Origin of the sequence: Flavimarina sp. Hel_I_48 (assembly GCF_000733945.1) — a bacterium.
Lineage (GTDB): Bacteria > Bacteroidota > Bacteroidia > Flavobacteriales > Flavobacteriaceae > Leeuwenhoekiella.
On record NZ_JPOL01000002.1, the window covers coordinates 1,285,212 to 1,311,025 of the forward strand.

Below are 25,814 nucleotides of genomic sequence, written 5' to 3' on the forward strand. Positions count from 1 at the left end.
TAGAAGAAAGTTGCTATTAAGAAGCTAATTTTAGGACTATTTATAAAAAAAAACCCATCGTAGAGATGGGTTTTTTTTATAACATATAAACGTTCACCTTTTTTATCCGGAATTTATATTTGCACAACTTAATAGTTTTAAGCTAAAGACAATAATACAACTTCTAATTGAAAAGATTTCTTTTCTATAGATTTTCATATTATTGATGACTCAATCCTTTTTATTTTCTCCGTTCATTTCCAGAACAGCTTCAGTCGTATTTATATCTTCCGCATCAGCAACTACCTGTATGGTCTTAGAACCTGTTCTAACGGCACTTACTGGTTCATCATGATCCCCTAAAATAGGTGCGATCACAAGTCCTACAAGACAGGTGAGTTTTATCAATATATTCATGGAGGGGCCAGACGTATCCTTAAAAGGATCTCCCACAGTATCACCAGTTACCGCTGCTTTGTGTGCATCACTGCCTTTATAGCTCATTTCCCCGTTGATCTCTACGCCTGCTTCAAAAGATTTCTTGGCATTATCCCAGGCACCACCGGCATTGTTCTGAAAAATAGCCCACATAACACCAGAAACGCACACTCCTGCCATATAACCGCCCAAGGGTTCTGGGCCAAAAATGAGTCCCATAAGAATGGGGGTAATAATTGTAATCAGACCGGGCAAGATCATTTCCCGAAGTGCCGCTTTGGTCGAAATTTCAACACATTTGCCATATTCCGGCTTTCCGGTGCCTTCTAAAATACCGGGGATTTCCCTAAACTGGCGACGTACTTCCTGTACCATTTCCATGGCTGCTTTCCCAACAGATTGCATGGCCAGTGCAGAGAAGATAACCGGGATCATTCCACCTACAAAAAGGGCAGCAAGAACATCTGCCTTAAAAATATTGATACCATCTATTCCGGTAAAGGTTACATACGCCGCAAAAAGCGCCAGCGCAGTAAGTGCCGCAGAAGCAATGGCAAACCCTTTGCCTACGGCAGCCGTAGTATTTCCCACGGAATCCAGAATATCAGTACGTTCCCTAACTTCATCTGGGAGATTACTCATTTCTGCAACCCCGCCCGCATTATCTGCAATAGGCCCAAAAGCATCAATAGCCAACTGCATCGCTGTGGTCGCCATCATGGCTGAAGCGGCCAGTGCAACCCCATAAAAACCGGCCAACTCATACGAACCATAGATAGCGGCTGCAAATAACAAAACCGAAAGAAACGTACTTTTCATACCAACGGCCAGACCGGCAATAATATTGGTTGCCGCCCCGGTTGATGAATTTTTTACAATACTCATGACCGGGCCTTTTCCCAGACTGGTATAATGGGCGGTGACCAATGAAATCAAGGCACCCACCGCCAGACCTATACACGCTGACCAAAAAACATTCATGGAAGAAATTTCCTGATAACCGCCCTCTCCAAAGAAATTCATTTGAATAGTTTCAGGCAACATCCATTGTATCAGGAAAAAACTAGCGATCAACGTAAGTATAATAGCGACCCAGTTGCCCGTATCAAGCGCTTTTTGCACTTTACTTTCCCTTGCGTCATTACTGCTTATTTTTACTAGAAAAGTACCTAATATGGAGGCTAAGATCCCGACTCCCGCAATAACGACCGGCAATAAAATAGGTCCCATATTACTAAATTCATCCTGAAACAGAACACCGGTATTTATGGAAATATCGCGTATCATATAATTTCCCAGCACCATGGCCGCCAAAACTGTTGCAACATAACTACCAAAAAGGTCTGCACCCATACCGGCCACATCGCCCACATTATCACCCACATTGTCTGCAATTGTCGCAGGATTTCTAGGATCATCTTCAGGAATACCAGCTTCTACCTTACCCACAAGATCAGCGCCCACATCTGCCGCTTTTGTATAAATACCACCACCTACCCGGGCAAAAAGCGCAATGGACTCTGCACCAAGGGAGAAGCCAGCAAGTGCTTCTAAAACAATGGTCATATCCATATAAAAATCGCCTGTTTGACCCATAAACTGGGCAGAGAAGAACATAAAAAACAGGGAAATACCAAGGACTGCAAGTCCGGCAACTCCCATGCCCATAACCGTACCACCGTTAAAACTTACTTTTAAAGCTTGTGGCAAACTGGTTTTTGCCGCTTCCGCAGTACGTGCGTTAGCATCTGTGGCGATACGCATCCCAATGTTACCGGCTAGTGCCGAAAAGATGGCTCCTATAATAAATGCGGGAACGATCATCCAGCTGGTACTTTCAACAAGGGTTGATATAAAAAACAAAAGTGCTGAAGCGATCAGCACAAAAATCAATAACAATCGGTATTCAGCAGCCAGGAAAGCAAGCGCACCTTCCTTTATACTTTTGGAAATACTTTGCATTTTGTCGTCTCCGGCGGGTTGTTTCTTTACCCATGACCGTTTGATGAACATAAAAATAAGCCCTAAGATCGCCAGCGCGATGGGCAGTAGAATAATATTTGCCTCCATAAATTTTATCTTTAATGAACTTTAATAAAAATGTCTTACTAAGTTATTAAAATTGATGGTAATAAAACTCGTTAACAGATTTATTAAGAATATAATATTTCTTTAGGAAAAAAATGCCGATTTCTCAAATACAAAGAATAGTCTCGATCATAAAAAATTATAAGCTTTAAGCCTTCAGTAAAAGTTTTTTAAGGCGTTTGCTTCTGTAACGGGCGGCAATAAAAACCACTATTCCCAGGGGCAACGCAACCATAAGATACCGTAACGACATATCAAAAGTAGTAGTGATTGTGCCCGAAGAGGATATAATATAGCTGGATATAGAAGTAATTATATATAACAAACCGCCCATTAATCCACCGGAAATCCCCGCGTTACTAGGAAAAAACAGCATATTATTGGTAAAGTAATTGGTGAACACAAAACCACTACAGATATGGATGATAAAGGCAAAACCCATTAAAAGTAGTAGTGTATCATAATGCGTTCCCAGCGCCATAAGAACGCCAATCAAAAGCAATTGAAAGACAGAAAAAAATAAAATTTTAGGATTGAACGCATAGTTCACCATTTTCTTACTTATAATACCGCCCAACATCCAGGAAATACCCAGCGCTAAGGTACAGTAGCCAATCATCACCGGAGTAAAATTAAAATGATGCTCCACTAAAAATGGTCCTGCAATATTAAATACCATCACCACGGAATAGGATAGGCCAAGAATCAAAATACCAGATAGAAAGCCTTTATTTTTAAGCATCACACGGTAAAGGAGCGTGGTCTTTTTTAGGTTGAATTTTTTAAAATTCCGGATAGTTTCCCCGCCTATTACCAGCTCTCCCGCAAACAATACTGCGGCATAAATAGCCAAAAAGTAAAAATTAGATTCCCAGCCAAAAATACTTTCCAGATAACCCCCAAGAAATGGGGCAATTATGGGTCCGCAGGACCATACAATCGTGAAATAACTCAAGAAATTTTTCCGTTCCACGTTATTGTATATATCTACAAAATAAGCGCGTTTTGCCACTACAATAAAAGAGGTAGCAATTCCCTGTACTATACGCAACAGGCAAATAACATAAACATCACGTGTAAAGGTAACCGCAATGCTGCTCAAAATTAAAAGTACCAAAGAGACCAAAACAGGTTTGTAACGGCCTATACTATCTAAAACACCCCCTACAAACAACTGTACGATACCATAACTTAAAAAGAAGGAAGTGAGCGTTAGCTGGATACTTTGTTCAGAAACCTCCAGATTTCTGGCCATTGAGGGAAATGAGGGCAGATAAACATCTGTCATAAATCCCGAAAGCGGAACCGTAAGAAACGTAAGAATAGTTGCGTAGCGTTTCCTTTGAGGACTGGCAGATCTTAAGTGCATCAAGTGGCTTTTTTAGAGCGACAAAAGTAGCGTTCCGCAACGACCAAACTGTTTATTTTAATGGTTTATTATAACCTTGGTCAGATTATTATCAACTGAAATAAGCGTTTAACCGATACTTACAGATAGCCAAAGTAAGTACAGTTCAATAAGTGTATTTTTAATTCTAAAGTTGGACGGCGCAATGTAAATCCCCCCTATTTTACAAAACCTTACTATGGAATAAAACCAAGTGAATTCCTTTCACAATAAATCAGGACTTCACATAACTACGCATCAAACAAAACCTATTAAACAAAAAAAACCGCACAGTAACCTAATTATGGTTCCTATGCGGTTTTTTTATAGTTTTGAGAGTAATTATAGACTTACCTCACTGGCAGGTACATCACTCTTTTCAAAGCGCTTGATACATTGAGCAATAATTTTTTTCGCTTCATGAACATCGCCCCAACCACCTACATCAACTTTTTTCTTCTCTAGATCCTTATAAACCTGAAAAAAGTGTTCGATCTCTTTGATCAAGTGCGGGTTAAGTTCATCAAGATCAGTAACCGTATTTGCAATAGGATCGCTAACGGGCACACAAATGATTTTTTCATCTGGACCTTTTTCATCAGTCATATGAAATACGCCTATGGGCTTTACTTCAATAACACAACCTGGAAACGTAGGTTCAGTAACAAGTACGAGAACGTCCAATGGATCTTTATCCAGTGCCAGGGTTTCTGGTATAAAACCATAGTCTGCCGGGTACATCATTGATGAGAAGATCATGCGGTCATAACGCAACTTCTTTAATTTGAAGTCGTATTCATATTTATTCCGACTTCCTTTGGGGATTTCAATAAGAACGTCAAACGTTTCTATTTTATCTACTGTCATAATTTATTATTTTATAAAATTGAGTTGTAATCAATATTATTGGGGGTGCAAAAATACCTTAAAAAAAAGGTTAATCAAATCCAGGGCATTTAAAAATCAAAATATTAGAACAAATTTAGCTTGATTTCTAAAAATTATCGCTGTAAAGCAAAAAACTTCTAATTTTAACCAAAAATCGGGTATTTTAAGGAGTTTTCTCTAAAATGCGAATTCAAGAGAGCCAGTTACGCCAAACCTGCGGGCATCTGGCAAATCATTATAATTCCCTCTAAAATTAAAGTCAATACGCAATATTTTAAAGATATTTCCTACACCTACACTATATTCATAATAGGGCTTATCACTAGGGGAAAGATAAGGTTCACCCGTAGCGTTTATGGCCCTGTTTTCATCAGAAATATCACCATAAGCACCTCGCAGGCCTATTATTTCCCGCAGGTTCAACCTTCGCAGCCAGGGCACTCTTGCAAAAAGCAATCCTCCAAAATTATGTTCTAAATGCACAGATAAGTAAGTATCTGTAACAAACTCATAATAATTGAGTTGGGGAAACGTACTGTAAATGGAAAAGAGGTTTTGATTACCCGGTATAACACTCAGCAAACTGAGCGGAACCTCCCCAAAAGTTTTACCTACCTCCACATTTGACAAAAAGGTACCAAAGCCGCCTACACGCCAAGGCTGACGATAAGAAAATTGAATTTTCTCATAGTCAAAATCACTGTTTAAAATTCCGTCAATTCCCTTGGTATAGCGCATAAAAAGCGTAGGGAACCACTCATTGGTCACGGTGCGCTCCACCCCATATCCAGAGGTGATCTTACCCGGCTCATAGATGAGGCTCAGTGCCACTTCAGCCTGATTCACTACAGATTCAACCTCGCTCTGGCTGGCATCTGTATAATAGTCAAGATTGAAAGTAGGCGATGCCGAACTCAGATCGCGATAGGTGAAATCTGTACGGGCAATCAAGTTTTTTAGCGGCTCAGCTTCCAGCGAAAAATTAGTGAGTTCTATATTGGTCAGTCGGTCATTTGCCCCTACGGTCACCAGCGAGGAAGAAGCCAGGTTTCTGCCCAGCACATCTGTAGAAGAAGTTAAGCTCGCCGCAGTCTGCTCCACATCCCGGCGATAACCACCAGCGATGATAAAACGGCTTCTGTTATCAAGCAGCCATTTCCCGGAAATACCAAATTTAAATTTATCATCTTTAAAACCGTAGGCCCCAAAACCTTCCAGCCGCCACGGGTCATTTTGACCAAAATACGTGCGGCCGCCCAGACGTATGCGCATTCCCTCGACGTCGTTAAAGCCAAATACTGAAAATATAGGCCCCACATCAATATTTGCCTGGTCCCATTCATAATAACCAGATACCAGTGTCGAGCCAACGCTATATAGGTTCTTAAAGCGGGGGACGGTGCGAAGTGTATCCAGCATTTCATAAACCCCTTTTTCATCCTTGCTCAGGGATTCCATCCTGTTCTCTTCCCAGAAGGCATCATCACGGGTATAAATAGACTTATTGTATTCTTTTATACGCTTTTTGTAAAATTCCTGTGGCCGTTCCTGATCAAAAACGTAATTGTCATAAAGTGTTGTGCGCTTACCATAAATTCCCCGGCTTTCCTCCTTTTTCCGCAGTGCGAAATCTGAAAGGAAATAATCCCTGGTTATAAGAAAGGTACTATCGTTAAGGACATCATATTCCTGCTCAATGTAGATCTCTTTCACCCAATTTATATTAGCGCTTTTATTCACCTGCATGTTGATTTCCTTGATTGCCCAGGTGGAATCGTTCACCCAGAAATCACCTTTAAACGTAAGTTCATTTTTACGTCGCGGATAGTAAATAATATTATAGCACCATTTATCCTTTATGTAAGCGCTATCGGCTAGTACATAATTATAGGTATTGATACCCGTGGTAGATAGCGGACTTGTAAAGCTTTTATCAAAAAACTTCAGGTAGTTATCATATATATTGAAGTCATTATATAGGTCATTGATAAAAGCGATCAGGGTCTGGTTCGTATTGAAACCACTGTTTTTATTACCCAACAAATCCTCCTTCTTTTCATTGATCAGATTATCTCCGTAAACCTTGCTGCTCGCCTCGTTTATAAAAATAGGCAGGTAGGTTTTCCCGGTGATCCTCGAGGTATCTGTCTGATCGAAGATAAATTCCATCCCATTGAAAACTTTGCTGTTGATCAGGGAACTATCAATAGTATTAAGGTCAAACTCTACTTTCTCATATTTATCATAGGCATATTGCTTAAACTGACCAAGACCGTTACTCCGCTTATTTTCCCAGATTTTACGTAGTATATCTATCGCGGGATTGTTTTCCTTAGGTTGTTTCCCGCTGTAAATAAGTACTTCTGACATACTTTCTGCCTCTTCCGCCAGGGTTATTTCAAGATTGTAGTTCACCTTATTCTGGAGCGGCACATCTGTGGTGGCATACCCTACAAAAGAAACCCTTAGCGAAGTATAATTGCTATCTGATTCCAGGTAAAACCGACCTTCTTCATTAGTGATCGTACCTTCTGTAGAACCAGGAAAAACTACATTCGCAAAAGGGACACCTTGTCCTTGTAGATCTTTTACAACACCGCTAACTTTAGTCTGTGCTGAAGCCACTAAAGAAAAGCCTAACACAAAAACGAGGATATTGAAATACTTCATACTTTTTGGGGATTTGGGGTATAGTAGTGCAATTTATACCAAGAAACGCCTATATACGACAATGTGAATAAACAAGTTTCAAAGCGTGTGTATAAAACTAAAAAAGGCTTCACCGATGCATACCGATGAAGCCTATAATTATATATGTTTAGCTTATTTATAAAGCACTTTTTTAACCGCTAGGATAACATCATCACTATTGGGGATCCATTCTTTAAAAAGAACTGGTGAATAAGGTGCTGGTGTATCTGCCGTATTAATTTTTATTATGGGTGCATCCAGAAAGTCAAATGCTTTTTCCTGTACCTGGAAAGTGATCTCCGTAGAAACATTGCCAAACGGCCATGCCTCCTCAAGAATAACCAAACGGTTTGTCTTTTTAACTGACGTAATGATCGCATCAATATCCAAAGGTCGTACCGTACGCAAATCTATAATTTCGCAGGAAATATCTTCTTTTGCCAATTCATCTGCTGCTTTGTACGCCTCTTTGATAATTTTACCGAAAGAAACTATAGTGACATCAGTACCTTCTCTTTTTATATCGGCAACGCCTATGGGGATCAAATATTCCCCTTCTGGCACCTCGCCCTTATCGCCATACATTTGCTCGCTCTCCATAAAAATACATGGATCATCATCACGAATTGCAGATTTGAGCAATCCTTTAGCATCAGCAGGATTTGAAGGAACGATTACTTTAAGACCTGGCGTATTGGCAAACCAGCTTTCAAAAGCCTGGGAGTGCGTTGCACCCAGTTGACCCGCAGAAGCCGTTGGTCCCCGGAAAACAACCGGACAGTTAAACTGCCCACCAGACATCTGACGTATTTTTGCAGCATTGTTTATAATCTGATCAATACCTACAAGGGAAAAGTTGAACGTCATGTACTCAACAATGGGTCGGTTACCGTTCATGGCGCTACCTATGGCAATACCGGCGAAGCCAAGTTCAGAAATGGGAGTATCAATAATACGATCTTCCCCAAATTCATCAAGCATCCCTTTTGAAGCTTTATAAGCCCCATTATACTGGGCAACTTCCTCGCCCATAAGGTAAACAGTTTCATCGCGGCGCATCTCTTCGCTCATCGCTTCACAAACCGCTTCCCTAAATTGTATCGTTTTCATGTAAAATATGTTTTTCCTAAAATATGTATGGCCAGTTGCAATTTTATTGGATATTTTCGGCTAAAATCTACCCTAAAGCAGTGTAAAATTACCTAAACTTTCCCTAAATAAACAAAGACAGCAAAAATAAGATTTAAATGCTGCTCACGGAATGTCTTTTAACTAAATTTTGTTATGCGTGCATAGTAAATTCTGCTCAATATTATGTACTTTCGTAGCGCAAACGAAATAGTAAAGTTCTAAATAACGTATATATGAAAATTCTGGTATGCATTAGCCACGTGCCTGACACCACTTCAAAAATTAATTTTACAGAGAACGATACCCAATTTGACACCAATGGCGTTCAATTTGTGATCAATCCCAATGATGAATTCGGCCTTACCCGGGCCATGTGGTTCAAGGAAAAGCAAAATGCGACAATAGATATTATAAATGTAGGCGGCCCAGAAACCGAACCTACCCTGCGTAAGGCACTCGCGATTGGTGCAGATTCTGCAATACGTATAAATACTCCGGCCGTAGATGGCTTTCAAGTGGCAAAAGAGTTGAGCCACGTCATTAAAAACGGTAATTACGATCTTATTATCGCCGGGAGGGAATCTATAGATTATAATGGTGCAATGGTTCCCGGGATGCTTGCTTCTTTGATAGGGGCAAATTTTGTGAATACCTGCATAGGCCTTGAGGTTGAGGGGGATACCGCTACTGCCGTACGTGAAATAGATGGCGGTAAAGAAACCGTGACAACTTCCCTTCCATTGGTCATCGGTGGTCAAAAAGGTATAGTTGAAGAAAGTGACCTGCGCATACCAAACATGCGTGGAATCATGATGGCTCGGAAAAAACCTCTAAATGTTGTTGAGCCACAAGGCGCTTCCGCGGAAACAAAAGTGGAAAGTTTTGACAAACCAGCTCCTAAAGGACCCACAAAAATGGTTGATGCAGACAATCTTGATGAACTCATTGATTTGCTGCACAATGAGGCAAAAGCGATCTAAAACAACCTTTTAGGCCTCTAGAATCGGTTGAAAATGATTAAATTTTATTGTTAAATTGGTTTTCCGTCCCTACGGAAAAGGAAAAAGAGAATCACATGTCAGTTTTAGTATATACAGAATCAGAAGAAGGAAAGTTTAAGAAAACCGCATACGAAGTGGCGAGTTATGCCCGTGGCATCGCAGATATGTTAGGCACAACGGTAACGGCGGTAACTATCAACGCAGAAGAAACGTCTTCGCTGGGAGCTTATGGTGTGAATAAGGTTTTACACGTTAAGAATGAAAAGTTAAAGCAATTTAGCGCCTCGGCCTATGCCTCAACTTTAGAAATGGCTGCCAAGCAGGAGGATGCGAAAGTTGTAGTATTAAGTTCTTCCGCAAATGCGAGATACCTCGCCCCTTTACTGGCCGTTGCGCTAGAGGCAGGTTATGCTTCAAATGTAGTTGCACTGCCTACTAGCCAGGAACCTTTTAAAGTAAAACGCACAGCTTTTACAAACAAAGCCTTTAGCCATACAGAAATAACTACGCCAGTTAAAATAATCAGTCTTGGCAAGAATGCTTTCGGACTAAAAGAGGCTGAGACCGAGGTTCAGGAAGAAGATTTTTCTCCTGAATTACCAGAAAACGCTTTCAACGTTGCAGTGCAATCCGTAGATAAAGCTAAGGACAAAGTCAGCATCGCTGATGCGGAGATCGTTGTATCTGCTGGTCGTGGCCTTAAAGGTCCAGAAAACTGGGAAATGATCGAGGAAATGGCAGACATTCTGGGTGCCGCGATGGCCTGTTCTAAACCGGTATCAGATTTAGGCTGGAGACCTCATGGAGAGCATGTGGGTCAAACAGGGAAACCGGTAGCTGCTAACTTGTATATTGCAGTTGGTATTTCTGGGGCAATTCAGCACCTTGCAGGTATAAATTCTTCCAAGACGAAATTAGTGATCAACAATGATCCCGAAGCCCCCTTCTTTAAGGCAGCTGATTACGGTATCGTGGGTGATGCTTTTGAAATTATACCCCGGCTCAATGAGAAATTAAAGGCTTTTAAGGAGCAAAATTCCTAGGTCAAATACTATTTATAATAATAAGGCTGTTTTATCTGAGGATTTTTTCCCTCTTTTAAGCAGCCTTTTCCTATTTTTGCCCCCATGAGTTTAGTGCGGATGAACATAAAGGGAATATCGTATAGCCAGACCCAGAACGGGGCCTATGCGCTTATTCTGAACGAAATTGATGGAGAACGGAAACTTCCCATTGTTATAGGTGCTTTTGAAGCCCAGAGTATTGCTATTGCCCTGGAGAAGGAAATCAGGCCACCACGGCCCCTTACCCATGATCTGTTCAAAAATTTTGCAGACCGTTTTGATGTGGTGATCAAGCAGGTCATTATTCACAAGCTTGTGGACGGTGTATTTTATTCCAGCTTAATTTGTGAGCGCGAGGGCAAAGAGGAAACCATTGACGCACGTACGAGTGACGCGATCTCCCTCGCCCTTCGGTTTGATGCACCCATTTTTACCTATAAGAATATACTTGACAAAGCTGGTATTTTCCTAAAAACAAAAGAGCAGTCTGAAACTACAGATGAGAAGGAAGATATTATGGTAGATGACCTTGTTCAGGAAACTGAAGGCTCTGGCTCAAAAGGCAATTTTGCTAATCTTCCCCTTCAGGAACTTAACAACATGCTTGATAAAGCGGTTGCTCATGAGGATTATGAGGCCGCTGCAAAAATAAGGGATGAAATCTCTAAACGTAACTAGATTGCATGCATAAACTACTACTTGCCCTACTATTTACATTCAGCTTTATATCCAATTCCTTTTCTCAAACGGTACAGGAAGCTTTGCCTGTTAAGCAGGCAGCTACCTTAATCCCCAATCAGGGTTTTTCCATAGACAGTCTGTGGCGCGGCGTCCTTGGTATGGCCTGCCTTCTGGTGGTCACCTATTTTCTAAGCGTAAACAAAAAAGCAATCAACTGGAAAACCGTAGGCCTGGGACTTAGCGCACAACTGCTACTCGCGGTAGGTGTTCTTAAAGTATATTACGTACAGGTAGCCTTTGAATTTGTAGGTAAGATTTTTGTGAAAATCCTGGATTTTACGGCAGCGGGAAGTGAATTTCTGCTTGGTGGAATGATGGATGTAAACAACTTTGGCTTTATATTTATATTTCAGGTATTGCCCACGATCATTTTCTTTTCTGCTTTGACATCGGTATTGTTTTATCTGGGTGTTGTACAGATTATCGTAAAAGGGCTGGCAACACTTTTAAGCCGGTTATTACATATATCTGGAGCAGAAAGCCTATCTGTTGCGGGCAATATATTTTTAGGTCAGACAGAAGCGCCCCTTATGATCAAAGCGTATCTGGAACGTATGACACGTTCTGAAATCCTGCTTGTCATGATAGGCGGCATGGCGACTGTTGCCGGTGGAGTTCTTGCCGCGTATATTGGCTTTCTGGGAGGTGATGACCCGGCCCTGCGACTTGAATTTGCCAAGCATTTGCTTGCTGCATCGGTTATGGCGGCACCCGGGGCAATCGTTGTTTCTAAAATTCTCTATCCGCAGCAGGAGGAAATCGACTCCCGCGTAGAGGTTTCTTCGGAAAAAATTGGCTCTAACATTCTTGATGCCATTGCAAACGGAACGACGGAAGGATTAAAATTAGCGGCAAACGTGGGCGCCATGTTACTTGTGTTTGTAGCATTCATCGCCATGATCAATTATGGGCTGAATAAAGTAGGCGAACTCACCTATTTAAACAGTTTTTTAGCCGAATATACGCCCTATACCGCATTTTCACTGGAGTCTATACTGGGGACTGTTTTTGCTCCGCTTATGTGGTTGATAGGCGTTGCTACCGAAGATGTTATGTTAATGGGCCAACTTCTGGGTGTTAAGCTCGCAGCCAGCGAATTTGTGGGTTACATACAATTGGCCGAATTGAAAAACACGGCAAGCGGACTCACATTTACCTATGAGAAATCTGTGATTATGGCTACGTATATGTTGTGTGGCTTTGCAAATTTTGCATCAATAGGCATACAGATAGGCGGTATAGGATCACTCGCACCAGGTCAACGCAGAACGCTTTCAGAATTCGGTATTAAAGCCTTGATAGGTGGTACGATCGCCTCACTATTATCAGCAACGATCGCTGGAATGATTATAGGTTAATCAAGCTCAAAAGTAGTTGCCCAGGAAATGGCCTGATCAAGGGTTTTAAAAAATGCGAAAGGACCATCAAACATTGCCTGCTCTTCTAACAAAGTTTCTTCTGCATTAGGCTGATCTGTAACAATTGCAATGGCAACCATTTGTTTTTTGTTCAAATGCTGGTACGCATTAATATCAATAATGGTACGCATCTTTCGGTTGGAAATGTATACGAATTTCCTGTTATGATAATAAACGTCTATACCACGCATTAACGTCTGAACCTGTTCAACTGAAAGATCCTGGTAGGGTTCACGTTCAAAATAAACGTATTTGTCATAACAAAATGCCTTGCCAAAAGGATATTCAAGTATCTTCACTAGGATTTTATTTAGAGGGTAAAAATAGCGTTTTTTTTCAATGTTAACAAAAACCTAATGATTTTTTAAGAATATGCTAAAACCAGCGCGCTTTGTATTCCTTACGATGAACGAGTATAACTCATGTAACGTATGCAGCCTAAAATTTAGTAATTTTGCTTTTTGTTGAAATTCAAAATAAGTAATGAAACAATATCACGATTTAATAAAGCACATTCTGGAACACGGAACCCAAAAAGGGGATCGTACAGGAACAGGTACAAAAAGTGTTTTTGGTTATCAAATGCGCTTTGATCTCGCCGATGGCTTTCCTCTGGTTACCACAAAGAAATTGCACCTAAAGTCCATTATTCATGAACTTTTATGGTTTTTAAATGGAGAAACGAACATAAAATACCTACAGGATCATAAAGTGCGCATCTGGAATGAGTGGGCAGATGAAAATGGTGATCTGGGCCCTGTTTATGGCCGTCAATGGCGCAACTGGAACAATGATGAAATAGACCAGATCCAGGAGGTGGTAGATACATTAAAAACAAATCCAAACAGTAGGCGCATGCTCGTTAGCGCATGGAATCCCAGTGTCATGCCAGATACGAAAAAGACTTTTGCAGATAACGTGGCACAGGGCAAAGCTGCGCTTCCACCCTGTCACGCCTTCTTTCAGTTTTATGTAGCACCGCCAGAATTTCCAAACGAAAAGCCCAAACTTTCCTGCCAACTTTATCAGCGCAGTGCAGATGTTTTCTTGGGAGTTCCCTTCAATATTGCTTCTTACGCCCTTTTTACGATGATGATCGCACAGGTGTGTGATTATGCGCCGGGAGATTTTATTCACACTTTTGGTGACGCGCATATTTACAGCAATCATATGGAACAGGTGGAGCTACAGTTGTCCAGGGATCCCCATTCCCTACCCACCATGATCATAAATCCTGAAGTAAAAGATATCTTTGGCTTCACTTTTGATGACTTTACATTAACAAATTACAATCCGCATCCACATATCAAGGGTGCCGTTGCCATTTAATAACCCAAATACATAATTATGAAAAAATTACTTGTACTCTTATTCTTGACTTTTACCGCCACAACATTTGCCCAGGACGGTGTTTCTGTAAATGGAGGAACGATGGTCATAAAGGATATAGCACCCGTTTGGCCTGGCTGCGACGGCTCTATTGCAAAAAAGAAAGCCTGTTTTAAGCAAAAACTTGCCCAGCATATAGGTAAAAACTTTAGGTTTCCGGAAGGTTATACACCAGGCAGTGTCAAAGAAAAAGTTGTGGTGAGTTTTGTTATCAATGAAAAAGGCGCACCTGAAATTTTAGAGGTAAAAGGTGGTACCGCAGCCCTTCAAAACGAGGCAAAGCGGAATATTCTTTCTATACCACATATGACTCCCGGCCAGGCTAACGGTAAACCAAAGGCCATTAAATATAAAGTACCCTTTACGTTTTAACGAGGTCTTAACGCAGGCAGCTACGTGGTGATTGTAAATTTGAGTATCATCGTTAAGTATGTACTTTATGATTGCCACAAAACCTGATCTTTTACAATTTTTCAAAAAAACCCGATCTCATTCCGAGAGCATCTGTGAACCTTTACAAATCGAGGATTACGTAGTGCAGCCCATCGTTGATGTTTCTCCTCCTAAATGGCATCTGGGACATACAACCTGGTTTTTTGAGGAGTTTATCCTCAAACCCCATAAAAAAGAATACAAACTTTTTAGCGAGGATTTTGCTTTCGTTTTCAACAGTTATTACGAGAGCGTGGGAAAGCGCGTAGTGCGTACAGATCGTGGAAACTTGTCCCGGCCTACGGTCAAGGAGGTTTATTCCTATAGAAACTATGTTACAGAACAGCTATCAGAGTTACTGAATGAGGAGGTCTCTGAGGAGATAGAAGGACTGGTCGAAATTGGTATTCACCACGAGAAACAGCATCAGGAACTACTTCTTACTGATATCAAATATATTCTGGGCAACAATCCCCTTACACCCGCATACCGTGATGATTTTCAAGAATCAACCATTGAATCGCAAAAGCCACAATGGATTGAAATTCCGGAAGGGATTTACACTATAGGCCATCGCGGGGATGGTTTTGCCTATGATAACGAGTTTGGTCGTCACAAGGTTTTTCTTCAAAAGTTTGCCATCGCCAACCGTTTCGTTACAAATGGGAATTATCTTGAATTCATAGAAGCCGGCGGTTATGAGAATGTCATGCTGTGGCATGCTGAAGGTTGGGAATGGGTACAGACACACGATATAAGCAAACCTTTATACTGGCACAAAACCGAAACTGGCTGGCAGCATTATACCATGCAGGGCCTCAATTCACTTGACCCTGACGCTCCCCTGGCACATATTTCATATTACGAGGCATTTGCTTATGCACAATGGAAAGGCCTACGACTTCCCACGGAATTTGAATGGGAAGTGGCACAGGAGCATTTTTCATGGGGACAACGCTGGGAATGGACAGAAAGCGCCTATCTCCCCTACCCGGGCTATACTAAAGTGGATGGTGCCCTGGGAGAATACAACGGCAAATTTATGGTGAGTCAAAAAACACTGCGTGGCGGATCTGTAGCTACTTCAGAAAAACATACGCGTCCCACTTACCGCAACTTTTTTCACCCACAATTACGCTGGCAGTTCACCGGACTCCGACTTGCAAAAACGCTTTAGAGATTAAAATGACTACACAAGAGAAAACCACGTTTGCAACCGCTTTTGAAAAAGAGGTTTATGAAGGCTTGACCGCGTTTCCTAAATATCTTTCCTCAAAGTTTTTTTACGATAAAAAGGGAGACAAACTCTTTCAGGAAATCATGGCCATGCCCGAATATTACCTTACGGGTTGCGAGTATGATATTATAGACTCCCATAAAGAAGAATTTGCTTCTATATTTAGCGCAGATAACGGCTTTGACCTTATTGAACTGGGCGCCGGCGACGGCAAAAAAACAAAATTGCTATTAGCCCATTTTATGCAGCATAACGTCAATTTTAGCTATAAACCCATAGATATTAGCGCAGATGTACTTGCAGAACTTAAAGAAAGCGTAAACGATACCTGGCCAGAGCTGGACATTCAAACGCAACAGGGAACGTATGTTGAAGTTCTTGATAATATATCCACTTTCAACAAGAGAAAAAAAATCATCATGTTGCTGGGGTCTAATATTGGGAACCTTACGCATGACCTGGCCGTTGATTTTCTAAAGAATATTCAGGAAGCCATGAGAGAAGGCGATATCTTATTTATGGGTTTGGATCAAAAAAAAGAACCAGAACGTATTCTTTCGGCTTATAAGGATAGTAAAGGGATCACGGAAGCATTTAATAAAAACCTGTTAAAACGGATTAATAGGGAACTCGATGCAAATTTTGACCTCGATGCATTTACCCACTGGCCTACCTACAATCCCGAAACCGGAACAACAAAAAGTTTTCTTGTAAGCCAAAAAGAACAGCTTGTGAATATCAAAAGCCTGAACCTGGAAATCCATCTTCAGGCGTGGGAAAGCATACACACCGAAATTTCCCAGAAATACGATGATAGCATTGTCTACTGGCTCGCAAAAGAAGCCGGACTACAGGTTACAGACCAATTTGCCGATGAGAATGGTTATTTTAAAGACTATTTGTTTGAAAAAGCAAGTTCATAAACGTCTAAAGAAAAATCAATTTATATAACACTAAAAACTAAATTATGAAAGCACTATTTAACGGTAAAACCATAGCAGAAAGCGACAATACAATTGAAGTAGAAGGAAACCACTATTTTCCTCCACATGCAGTAGATCAACAATTTCTTGTAAAAAGCGATACCCATTCCACTTGCCCGTGGAAAGGAGAAGCTAGTTATTACTCTATTGAGGACGATGGTAAAAAGAGTAAAGATGCCGCATGGTACTATCCCAGCACAAGCGATAAAGCGAAAAACATAGAAAACTATATCGCTTTCTGGAAAGAGGTTGAAGTGACCTCTTAAAGCATAAAAAACCGGTGATTTAAGCTATAAATCACCGGTTTTTTATTTATAAATAGACTTTTATCTTATAATTCAAGTACACTATTCTCAGCATCTGCAAAATCGTTCCACTGGTAGCGATCTGCTTCACTATCGTTTACCCAGGCACTATCCACAAGATATCTAAATTGATAGGTTTGCTCTGCAGGTAAATTAATGGTTCCCTTGAAATTACCGTTTTTCAGTTTTTTGAGTTGGTAATCTTCTGAAGGATCCCAATTATTAAAATCTCCTAAAACAATTACTTTTTCCGCATTTTCAGCAGGAAGGGTAAAAGTCACCTTGCATTCTGGTTTTGATTTTAAATAAAGTTTTTTAATTGCCATAACTATCGGTTTTATTGAGTAATAAATATAACAAAAGCTCGCGTAAATACCAAAAAACCAAATATTTAACCATAATTTTTTCGGAAAAATCATATTAATCCATAATATGGTTTCCATTACGAAATACGAAATCGTTATTTAATTAATTATTTACAATTTGTCATCTCTCAGAATTACTGGAAATAGACAAATCAATGCCCAATTACCTTTAAAAGTCGCATTAAATCGTCTTCTGTATTAAAATAATGGAAACTTACCCGTATACCTTCACCTCTTTGAGAACAAATAATATCCTGCTCACGTAATTTATTAAATAGTTTTTGATCTCCTTTTATATTAAAAATAGGTGCGTGGTTTTTTCTTTTCAGCACCATGTCAGCAAGTAATCCTCTTTCGGCAAAAGCTTCAAAAGCTTGCGTCTTCAAAAGGTTGATCTGCTCTTCAATGGCAGGCATCCCTATACTTTTAACCAGTCCTATGGCCGCGGTTACGCTCCCATGGGCGAGGGTGTCCTGATGGCCAGGCTCAAACTTCCCTATAAATGTATTCTCCTCTTGTTTGTATTTTCCTCGTACGCTATTGAACCCTATCGTCTTTGGGAAAACGCGATCCTGCACCGCTTCTTTAAACATAAAAAAACCATTCCCATAGCCCGCATTGAGCCATTTGTAGGCACTGGCTCCCAGCACATCTATTCCACTGGCATCAAAATCAAAAGTTTCCCTTCCACAATATTGCGTGCCATCTGCTACGATAAGCAGTTCGGGATGAGCATTTTTTAATTGTTTGAGGAAGTTTAGATCGATCTGTATTCCGCTTAAGTACTGCACAAGGCTAAGGGCGAGCACATCTGGCTTTTCTTTCTCAACTTTTGCGGTAATATTTTCTTCCAGATTTGCATCAATATCGGCATAAACTACTTCAAAATCACGTGAAGTCACCGCCCAGTTGATGGATGGGTAATCGTCCCTGAGTAATAAGACTTTAGAAGTCTTTGGCAATCCTTCAAGAAGTATGTTAAAGCCAAATGAGAAGTTGGGCACTAGTGCAAGTTGGCCCGGCTCACAGTTAAAAAACCCGCTAACACCCTCTCGTACCTTGGTCATAAAAGTATCCTGTTTATCTTTTAAAAGGCTACCCATAATAAGATAATCCAGATCATGTTCCTGCCTAAAATCAAGCACTGTTTCTGACAGCAATCCCGAGGCAGCAGTATTAAGATGGATATATTGTGATGTAACCGGAAATTCTTTTTTTAAGTTTCTCATAGGAAATAAAAGGGCTTATTTAATGTAACTTTGAACTGCACCAATTTACCAGTTCTTATGTTCTCAAAAAAGCAGGAATCGACTAAAATAGACCATCAACAACGTGAACTTATTGAATATGCCCAACTACGGGTAAAAAAGAAAAAAAACCTTTTTCGCCATTTTGTAATTTTTCTTGCGGGAGCGATACTTCTGATTATTTTGAATCTTATTCTTGATTTTGGTAAAGACTTTAGGCCTTTTAATGTAGACTGGTTTGTATGGGCGATCCTGATCTGGTTTTTTATCTTTCTTGTGCATTTTTTAAATGTGTTCCTCATCAATGTTTTTATGGACAAAAAATGGGAACATGAGCAAATTGATAAGTTGGTCGCACAACAAAAAGCACGAATTGCAGAACTCAAAGACCGCGTGGAAAAAGAAAATCCACCGCCAGAACAGAGAAAAAGTCCATTTATTAGCCCCAACAGACCTTTAAATCAATAAAAACATGCTTATTATTATTGCCGCTGCAGGAGAAAACAACGCCCTTGGAAAAGATGGGGATCTGCTCTGGCATTTGCCCGATGATTTTAAACGCTTCAAAAAACTTACCACAGGACATCCCATCATTATGGGCCGAAAAACTTTTGAATCCCTGCCCAAAATGTTGCCCGGCCGAAAACATATCGTGATCACAAGAAAAGAAGATTACCATCCTAAGGGTGTACAAATCGCCCATTCTCTTGAAAAGGCCATTTCCTTTGTGCCTAGTGATCAAGATTCCTACATAATAGGAGGCGGCGAAATCTATAATCTCGCCCTGGATATTGCTGATAAAATAGAACTTACCCGCGTACACGGTACTTTTGAGGAAGCAGATACTTTTTTCCCTGATATTGATGAAGATAATTGGAAACTGGAAGAAAAAACGTCGCATCCTCAAGATGAAAAACACAAGTTCTCATTTGATTATCTGACTTATGTTAGAGCCTGATTTTTTAAATGAGCTTTCCCAGAAATTAGATTCAAAGATCATTTCCCACAAACCGCTTTCAGGTGGGGACATTAATGAGGTTTATACACTTGAGTCCGAAAATGAAAAATGGGTCATCAAAGTGAACAATGCGCAGCGTTTCCCCGGAATGTTTGAAAAAGAAGCCGCCGGACTGCAAGCGCTACGCGAACCACATATTATTGATGTACCCAAGGTTATTACTTCTGGCGAACATCAAAATCAAAGCTATTTACTACTGGAACACAAAGCTACCGGAACAAAAAAACAGGAGTTTTGGACGATTTTTGGTCGGCAGCTGGCAAAATTGCATCAGCAGAGTGCGGCTAAGTTTGGTTTTGAAGAAGACAATTACATTGGCAGCCTTCCACAATATAACGAAGCAGAAGATAACGCAGCGGAATTTTATATCAATCAACGCTTAAAACCACAGTTCGCATTAGCGCTAGAAAATGGCTATAAATTCACTGAAATTGACCGTTTTTACGACAAAATAAGGCATTTAATTCCGCAGGAAAAACCAGCATTGATACATGGCGATCTCTGGAGCGGTAATTTTCTCGTAAATGCCAGTGGAGATCCATGTTTGATAGATCCCGCCACCGCTTTTGCCCCACGGGAGATGGATATAGGATTGATGCATCTTTTTGGCGGTTTTAACCCTTCCCTTTTTGATGCCTACAATTCAGAATTTCCACTTGCACATGGCTGGCCGGAGCGCATCAAACTGTGGCAGCTGTATTATGTTCTGGTTCATGTCAACCTTTTTGGAGGTGGATATTTTGCTTCCGCGGAAGCGATACTCAGGCATTACCTCAATTCTTAACAAACTTTAGGTTTTAGACTTCCAGTTTTAGCAATCTTTTAGCCACGTTCCTGTTTTCAAGCCCGTATATTTAAATCAACTTAAAACTATACATAATGAGCACAGAGAATCTATATAATAAAGACGCTAAGAAGAAAATAAAAGAAATGGCAGAAGACATCGATTTTACGATGATGGCCACAAATTTGAAAGAAATTCCATTAAGTGTTATCCCCATGAGCACAAAAAAAGTAGATGGAGAAGGCAACATCTGGTTTTTGAGCGGGAAAGACAGCGATCATAATACAGATATTCAAAATGATCCTAACGTACAGCTTATTTATTCCAAGCCAGGCGACATGAAATTCCTAAGTGTGTATGGTCGTGCCACGATCACTACAGATAAAGGGATTATTAAAGATCTTTACAGTAAATCTGATGATAACTGGTTTGACGGAGTAGATGACCCTAATATTACCGCAATTAGCTTTAAGCCTAACGAAGCAGCATACTGGGACACGGAAACCAATAAACTTGTCGCACTCTTTAAAATGGGCGTAGGTACGGTAACCGGAGAGAAACAAGATGTTTCAAAATCAGGTAAAATGAAGGTATAATTGCCTATTTTCATCATAAAATACCTAAAACCACCGATATTTCGGTGGTTTTTTATTGCCTTCTTTCAGCCCAATTTTCAACGTTTAAAACCTATAACTTCATAGGAATCCTTATTTTTGAGATCTATTCCCATTTTACACAAATAAACTTATGTCAACGCAAAAACGCCTGTTCCTTCTTGATGCCTACGCCCTTATTTTCCGCGGTTATTATGCACTTATTAAAAATCCGCGTGTCAATTCAAAAGGTCAGGACACCTCTGCGGTCATGGGTTTTGTAAATTCCCTTTTTGACGTTATCAAACGGGAAAAACCAGACCATTTAGCGGTCGCTTTTGATAAAGGTGGCAGTCATGAACGCGTTGAAATGTACGAGGCCTACAAAGCGAATAGGGATGAAACCCCAGAAGCTATTCGTATAGCGGTGCCCATCATACAGGAAATCCTGAAGGCTATGCACGTTCCCTATGTAGAAATACTGGGAGTCGAGGCTGATGATCTTATTGGCACCCTGGCAAAGCAGGCAGAAAAAGAGAACTATCAGGTATTTATGGTCACGCCAGACAAAGATTATGCGCAGCTGGTCTCAGAAAATATCTTTATGTACAAACCCGCGCGCATGGGCAATGGTATTGAAATCTGGGGAATCCCAGAAGTTCGGAAAAAATTTGAGATCGAGCGCCCGGAGCAGGTCATTGACTATTTGGGAATGCGCGGCGATGCCAGCGATAATATCCCCGGGATTCCCGGTGTGGGCGATAAAACCGCAAAAAAATTCATTCAGGAATATGGTTCGCTGGAAGGCCTATTAGAGAATTTCCATAAGCTGAAAGGCAAAATGAAGGAAAAAGTCATTGAATTTGCCGAACAGGGATTGTTGTCCAAAAAACTGGCAACTATAATGACCGACTGTGATGTGCAGTTTCATGCAGAGAGCTATGAACTTTCAGAACCTGATACAGATAAAGTACAGGAGATTTTTGATGAGCTGGAATTCCGTAGGTTGAAAGACCAGTTTATCAAGATATTTTCTGGCGAAGCCGAAGCCTCTGTGGGCGCGGCAGTTTCCAATACCGAAACCGCAAAAAAACTGGTTTCTTCCGCCGAAAAAGCAGCCGCGGCAGGATCAGGTCAATTCTCTTTATTCGGTGAAAACAGCCCCGCGATGGATATTGAAGAGCGTAACGCCCGTAAAACCATCGCCGATACTTCGCACCTTTATCAAAGCATCGCCCCGGGAATGGCAATGAATTTGTTTTTGCAGAATTTACTAAAACAGAAATCTGTTTGTTTTGATACGGAAACCACTGGCCTCGATCCCATTACGGCAGAACTTGTGGGCATTGCTTTCTCATGGGAAAAAGGGAAAGGTTTTTATGTTCCGTTTCCTGAAGAAAAAGACAAAGCGCAGGAACTTATTGAACAATTGCGGCCGTTTTTTGAAGCAGAAGGAATTGAAAAAATAGGCCAGAACTTAAAATACGATATTAAAGTACTTGATAAATACAACATCAGGCTCAAGGGAAAACTGTTTGACACCATGCTGGCGCATTATCTGATCAACCCAGACATGCGGCACAACATGAACGTGCTGGCAGAAACGTATCTTAATTACACTCCGGTTCCCATTGAAGAACTCATCGGCAAAAAAGGCAAAAACCAGAAAACCATGCGCGATGTTCCGCTTGAAAAGCAGACAGAATATGCCGTGGAAGATGCAGATGTCACCTTTCAGCTCAAAGAACATTTTGCCAAAGAACTCACCGAAGCCCAGACGCAAAAACTTTTTGATGAGATTGAAATCCCGCTCGTGCAGGTGCTTGCAGACATGGAACTTGAGGGTATAAACCTGGATCAAAAATTCCTTAAATCCCTATCAGAAGAACTTAATGCAGATATTATTTCGCTGGAATCAAAAATATATGAAGAGGCTGGCGAAGAATTTAATATCGGTTCGCCAAAACAGCTCGGCGAGATTCTTTTTGACAAATTAAAGTTGGTCGACAAACCGAAAAAAACCCGAACCGGCCAATACAGCACCGCAGAAGATGTGCTTTCCTACCTTGCGCCAGATCATGAGATTATTCAACATGTGCTGGATTATCGCGGTCTGGCCAAACTAAAAAGCACCTATATAGATGCGTTGCCTGAGCAGGTAGAACCATCTACTGGTCGCGTGCATACGGATTATATGCAAACCGTGGCCGCTACCGGTCGCTTGAGCAGCAACAATCCCAATTTGCAGAATATCCCCATACGCACCGAACGTGGTCGCCAGGTACGAAAGGCGTTTGTTCCCAAAAATGAAGATTACATTTTGCTTGCAGCAGATTATTCGCAAATAGAACTGCGTATCATCGCTGCGTTGAGCAAGGAAGAAAACATGATGAAGGCTTTTACAGATGGGCAGGACATTCACGCCACTACTGCCGCTCGTGTTTTTGATGTTGCGCTTGAAGACGTTTCCCGCGAGCAGCGCAGCAATGCAAAAACGGTAAATTTTGGGATCATTTACGGTGTTTCCGCTTTCGGGCTCAGCAACCAGACCGAACTTTCACGCAGCGAATCCAAAGAACTTATAGACACGTATTACAAAACATACCCGCAATTGCGCAATTACATGAGCGAGCAGGTAAGTTACGCGCGTGAAAACGGATATGTTTCAACTGTTCTGGGCAGAAGGCGCTACTTAAAAGACATCAACAGCAGCAACCAGATGGTGCGCGGCGCGGCAGAACGTAACGCGGTAAACGCGCCCATACAGGGAAGTGCGGCAGATATCATCAAGATCGCGATGATCAACATCCATAAAAAATTACGGGATCAGGATTATAAAACTAAAATGCTATTGCAGGTGCATGATGAACTCGTCTTTGATGTTTACAAGCCTGAATTAGAGCAGGTAAAAGAAATGATTCAAACCGAAATGGAACAAGCTTATATTCTTGATGTTCCACTCGATGTTGAATTGGGCGTTGGTGAAAACTGGCTGGAGGCGCATTAATTGAAAACGTTTTGGTGCAATTATATTCTGGGCGTTTCCCTGCGGGTCGGGCTTTGCGTTGCAATCTTTTTGCTCGTTTCTCGCAAAAAGGTTTCCTCCCGGAAGGGGCAGACAAAGTCACTTCAATCCCTAACGCGAAACTTGAAAAATACTGATAAACACAAAATAAAGAGAAACCAGTTTTCTCAATAATAAATTCTGAGGGAAGTTTTTAAGACACAGTATATTTGATGAGTAACACGAATAGTTCAAAAATACATTTGGGATTACTGCTCAGTGACAGCGTGAATAAAAAGGGTTTAATAGCAAAACTCTTTTCCCATGAAAAAAAAGCCATTTTACAAAAATTTTGCGATGGCAAAGGCCTGATTTTCTCAGATTTTGTCATTGAAAAAATTCACGAAGAAGAGCGCCGATACGACGAGTGCCTAATTGCTTACAGAAAACTCGCAACCTATTCTTCCGGAGAGCGGAAAAAGCTTTTTATAGAGCATATTTTAAAGCAAAATCCCGATTTTATTGTTCTTGACAATCCGTTAGATCATTTAGATCAGGAATCGCGAGTCGTATTTTCTAAAACCCTGGAGGAAATTTCACGGAAGACAACCCTGATCCAGTTGGCCAGCCGCGCAGCAGATTTTTTAGGGTTTATAGATCAGAAATTTAAACTATCAGGGGAAAAATTCGATCTTATTCCTCTTTCAGCGGAATTGGAAAAGGATCAAAAAGTATCAAAAAACCACCTAAATCTACCCGAAAACAGCTCAAAAACCAGGAAAACAAAGGATGAGCTTGTAAAAATGAAACAGATTTCCGTTAGCTATGACGGCAAACCTATCGTAAAAGATATATCCTGGACGATTTTCCAGGGTGATTTCTGGCAATTGATAGGCCCTAACGGTTCAGGGAAAAGCACAATACTTTCGCTTATTACGGGAGAAAGCACTAAAGGTTATGGACAGGAACTTTACCTCTTTGGCAAGAAAAAAGGGAGTGGGGAAAGCATCTGGGAGATCAAGCAGCAAATAGGATATTTTGCACCCAATATGATCGAGCTTTTTCAGCGTAACAATACGTTGAAGGAAATGATACTTTCCGGCTTTTATGATTCCGTGGGACTTTATGACAAACCTTCCACATTTCAGCAGAATAAAGCACTGCAATGGCTTCAACTTGCCAAAATGGAAAATCTAAAAAACCATAATTTCAATAAATTATCACCCGGCCAGCAGCGCCTTGGGCTTATTTTACGGGCCGTTGTGAAAAACCCATCCCTTCTTATCCTTGATGAACCCACTGAAGGTCTAGATGACATCGCAGCCGGCCTCGTTATTGAACTGATCACAACGTTTAGATCTCAAACGGCGATGGCGATTGTCTTTGTCTCCCACAGAGTAGAAAAAGGGCTGGAGCCCAGGGCGGTTCTTGAACTATTACCTTCAACCGAAGGTTCAATAAGCAAAGTAACTTCCAGTAACAACAATAAGGTCTAAAGCTGTCAATTTTCATTTAAAATGACCTATTTTTAGACAAAATCCGATAAAAATAAGCCTGATAACGCCAATTAATTAAGATAAGTTTTTTTTCATTGTTTTATTCTTATTTTAGCAAGCTCATCAATTCAAAGT

The 25,814-nt window shown here is 40.8% G+C and carries 23 protein-coding genes; 15 read left to right on the forward strand and 8 right to left on the reverse strand.

Annotated features, from left to right (window positions below; all coding sequences use genetic code 11):
• Positions 1–210: 210 nt before the first annotated feature.
• From P162_RS05795 to P162_RS05815, 5 genes are all read right to left on the reverse strand, one after another.
• Positions 211–2,487 carry a sodium-translocating pyrophosphatase gene (locus P162_RS05795; RefSeq protein ID WP_035916885.1) on the reverse strand — a complete coding sequence of 759 codons (2,277 nt, stop codon included), beginning with the start codon at positions 2,485–2,487 and terminating at the stop codon, positions 211–213.
• Positions 2,488–2,653: 166 nt separating this feature from the next.
• Positions 2,654–3,874 (reverse strand): MFS transporter, encoded by a 1,221-nt coding sequence (locus P162_RS05800; protein WP_031426302.1) that lies wholly within the window; start codon positions 3,872–3,874, stop codon positions 2,654–2,656.
• 360 nt (positions 3,875–4,234) lie between these two features.
• Positions 4,235–4,759 (reverse strand): inorganic diphosphatase, encoded by a 525-nt coding sequence (locus P162_RS05805; RefSeq protein ID WP_031426303.1) that lies wholly within the window; start codon positions 4,757–4,759, stop codon positions 4,235–4,237.
• A 198-nt stretch (positions 4,760–4,957) separates the two neighbouring features.
• Positions 4,958–7,450, reverse strand: a complete 2,493-nt coding sequence (locus P162_RS05810) for a DUF5686 and carboxypeptidase-like regulatory domain-containing protein (protein WP_031426304.1) — start codon at positions 7,448–7,450, stop codon at positions 4,958–4,960.
• Positions 7,451–7,603: 153 nt separating this feature from the next.
• Entirely contained in the window at positions 7,604–8,581 is a 978-nt protein-coding gene (locus P162_RS05815) for a pyruvate dehydrogenase complex E1 component subunit beta (RefSeq protein ID WP_031426305.1), read from the reverse strand.
• 254 nt (positions 8,582–8,835) lie between these two features.
• On the opposite strand from P162_RS05815, the gene P162_RS05820 reads away from it, so the two are divergent.
• The 4 genes from P162_RS05820 (at position 8,836) to P162_RS05835 (ending at position 12,766) form a co-directional block, all read left to right on the forward strand.
• Positions 8,836–9,582, forward strand: coding sequence for an electron transfer flavoprotein subunit beta/FixA family protein (locus P162_RS05820; protein WP_031426306.1), 747 nt, complete (start codon positions 8,836–8,838; stop codon positions 9,580–9,582).
• Positions 9,583–9,677: 95 nt separating this feature from the next.
• Complete coding sequence (locus tag P162_RS05825) at positions 9,678–10,646, forward strand: electron transfer flavoprotein subunit alpha/FixB family protein (protein ID WP_031426307.1); 969 nt, start codon at positions 9,678–9,680, stop codon at positions 10,644–10,646.
• An 84-nt stretch (positions 10,647–10,730) separates the two neighbouring features.
• The gene (locus tag P162_RS05830) at positions 10,731–11,345 is read left to right on the forward strand and encodes a bifunctional nuclease family protein (RefSeq protein WP_031426308.1); all 615 of its coding nucleotides are present in this window, start codon (positions 10,731–10,733) and stop codon (positions 11,343–11,345) included.
• Positions 11,346–11,350: 5 nt separating this feature from the next.
• Entirely contained in the window at positions 11,351–12,766 is a 1,416-nt protein-coding gene (locus P162_RS05835) for a NupC/NupG family nucleoside CNT transporter (RefSeq protein ID WP_035916887.1), read from the forward strand.
• Here P162_RS05835 and P162_RS05840 read toward each other — a convergent pair.
• Positions 12,763–13,125, reverse strand: a complete 363-nt coding sequence (locus tag P162_RS05840) for a hypothetical protein (protein WP_031426310.1) — start codon at positions 13,123–13,125, stop codon at positions 12,763–12,765. The genes P162_RS05835 and P162_RS05840 overlap by 4 nt on opposite strands.
• A gap of 184 nt (positions 13,126–13,309) precedes the next feature.
• On the opposite strand from P162_RS05840, the gene P162_RS05845 reads away from it, so the two are divergent.
• The 5 genes from P162_RS05845 to P162_RS05865 all read left to right on the forward strand — a co-directional run bounded on the left by P162_RS05845 (position 13,310) and on the right by P162_RS05865 (position 17,133).
• Positions 13,310–14,155, forward strand: coding sequence for a thymidylate synthase (locus P162_RS05845; RefSeq protein WP_031426311.1), 846 nt, complete (start codon positions 13,310–13,312; stop codon positions 14,153–14,155).
• Positions 14,156–14,173: 18 nt separating this feature from the next.
• A complete protein-coding gene (locus P162_RS05850) occupies positions 14,174–14,587 on the forward strand; it encodes an energy transducer TonB (protein WP_031426312.1) in 414 nt (137 codons plus the stop codon).
• A gap of 67 nt (positions 14,588–14,654) precedes the next feature.
• Positions 14,655–15,824 carry an ergothioneine biosynthesis protein EgtB gene (gene egtB / locus P162_RS05855; RefSeq protein WP_031426313.1) on the forward strand — a complete coding sequence of 390 codons (1,170 nt, stop codon included), beginning with the start codon at positions 14,655–14,657 and terminating at the stop codon, positions 15,822–15,824.
• 8 nt (positions 15,825–15,832) lie between these two features.
• The gene (locus P162_RS05860) at positions 15,833–16,807 is read left to right on the forward strand and encodes an L-histidine N(alpha)-methyltransferase (RefSeq protein WP_031426315.1); all 975 of its coding nucleotides are present in this window, start codon (positions 15,833–15,835) and stop codon (positions 16,805–16,807) included.
• A 44-nt stretch (positions 16,808–16,851) separates the two neighbouring features.
• Complete coding sequence (locus P162_RS05865) at positions 16,852–17,133, forward strand: DUF427 domain-containing protein (RefSeq protein ID WP_081868384.1); 282 nt, start codon at positions 16,852–16,854, stop codon at positions 17,131–17,133.
• 65 nt (positions 17,134–17,198) lie between these two features.
• On the opposite strand, the gene P162_RS05870 is transcribed toward P162_RS05865, so the two are convergent.
• Positions 17,199–17,498: an isoamylase early set domain-containing protein gene (locus tag P162_RS05870; RefSeq protein WP_031426317.1), complete on the reverse strand. Its 300-nt coding sequence runs from the start codon at positions 17,496–17,498 to the stop codon at positions 17,199–17,201.
• Positions 17,499–17,689: 191 nt separating this feature from the next.
• The gene (locus tag P162_RS05875; RefSeq protein WP_031426318.1) at positions 17,690–18,766 is read right to left on the reverse strand and encodes an aminotransferase class V-fold PLP-dependent enzyme; all 1,077 of its coding nucleotides are present in this window, start codon (positions 18,764–18,766) and stop codon (positions 17,690–17,692) included.
• Between the two features lie 57 nt (positions 18,767–18,823).
• Between P162_RS05875 and P162_RS05880 the strand changes: the two genes are divergently transcribed.
• The 6 genes from P162_RS05880 to P162_RS05905 all read left to right on the forward strand — a co-directional run bounded on the left by P162_RS05880 (position 18,824) and on the right by P162_RS05905 (position 25,679).
• Positions 18,824–19,252: a 2TM domain-containing protein gene (locus P162_RS05880; RefSeq protein ID WP_031426319.1), complete on the forward strand. Its 429-nt coding sequence runs from the start codon at positions 18,824–18,826 to the stop codon at positions 19,250–19,252.
• Positions 19,253–19,256: 4 nt separating this feature from the next.
• On the forward strand, positions 19,257–19,742 hold the full coding sequence (locus tag P162_RS05885) for a dihydrofolate reductase (RefSeq protein ID WP_031426320.1): 486 nt from the start codon (positions 19,257–19,259) through the stop codon (positions 19,740–19,742).
• A complete protein-coding gene (locus P162_RS05890; RefSeq protein ID WP_031426321.1) occupies positions 19,729–20,586 on the forward strand; it encodes a fructosamine kinase family protein in 858 nt (285 codons plus the stop codon). Before P162_RS05885 ends, P162_RS05890 begins: the two co-directional genes overlap by 14 nt.
• A gap of 95 nt (positions 20,587–20,681) precedes the next feature.
• Entirely contained in the window at positions 20,682–21,182 is a 501-nt protein-coding gene (locus tag P162_RS05895) for a pyridoxamine 5'-phosphate oxidase family protein (RefSeq protein WP_031426322.1), read from the forward strand.
• Positions 21,183–21,333: 151 nt separating this feature from the next.
• A complete protein-coding gene (gene polA, locus P162_RS05900; RefSeq protein ID WP_031426323.1) occupies positions 21,334–24,186 on the forward strand; it encodes a DNA polymerase I in 2,853 nt (950 codons plus the stop codon).
• Between the two features lie 230 nt (positions 24,187–24,416).
• Positions 24,417–25,679, forward strand: coding sequence for an ATP-binding cassette domain-containing protein (locus P162_RS05905; protein WP_051907797.1), 1,263 nt, complete (start codon positions 24,417–24,419; stop codon positions 25,677–25,679).
• Positions 25,680–25,814 lie beyond the last annotated feature (135 nt).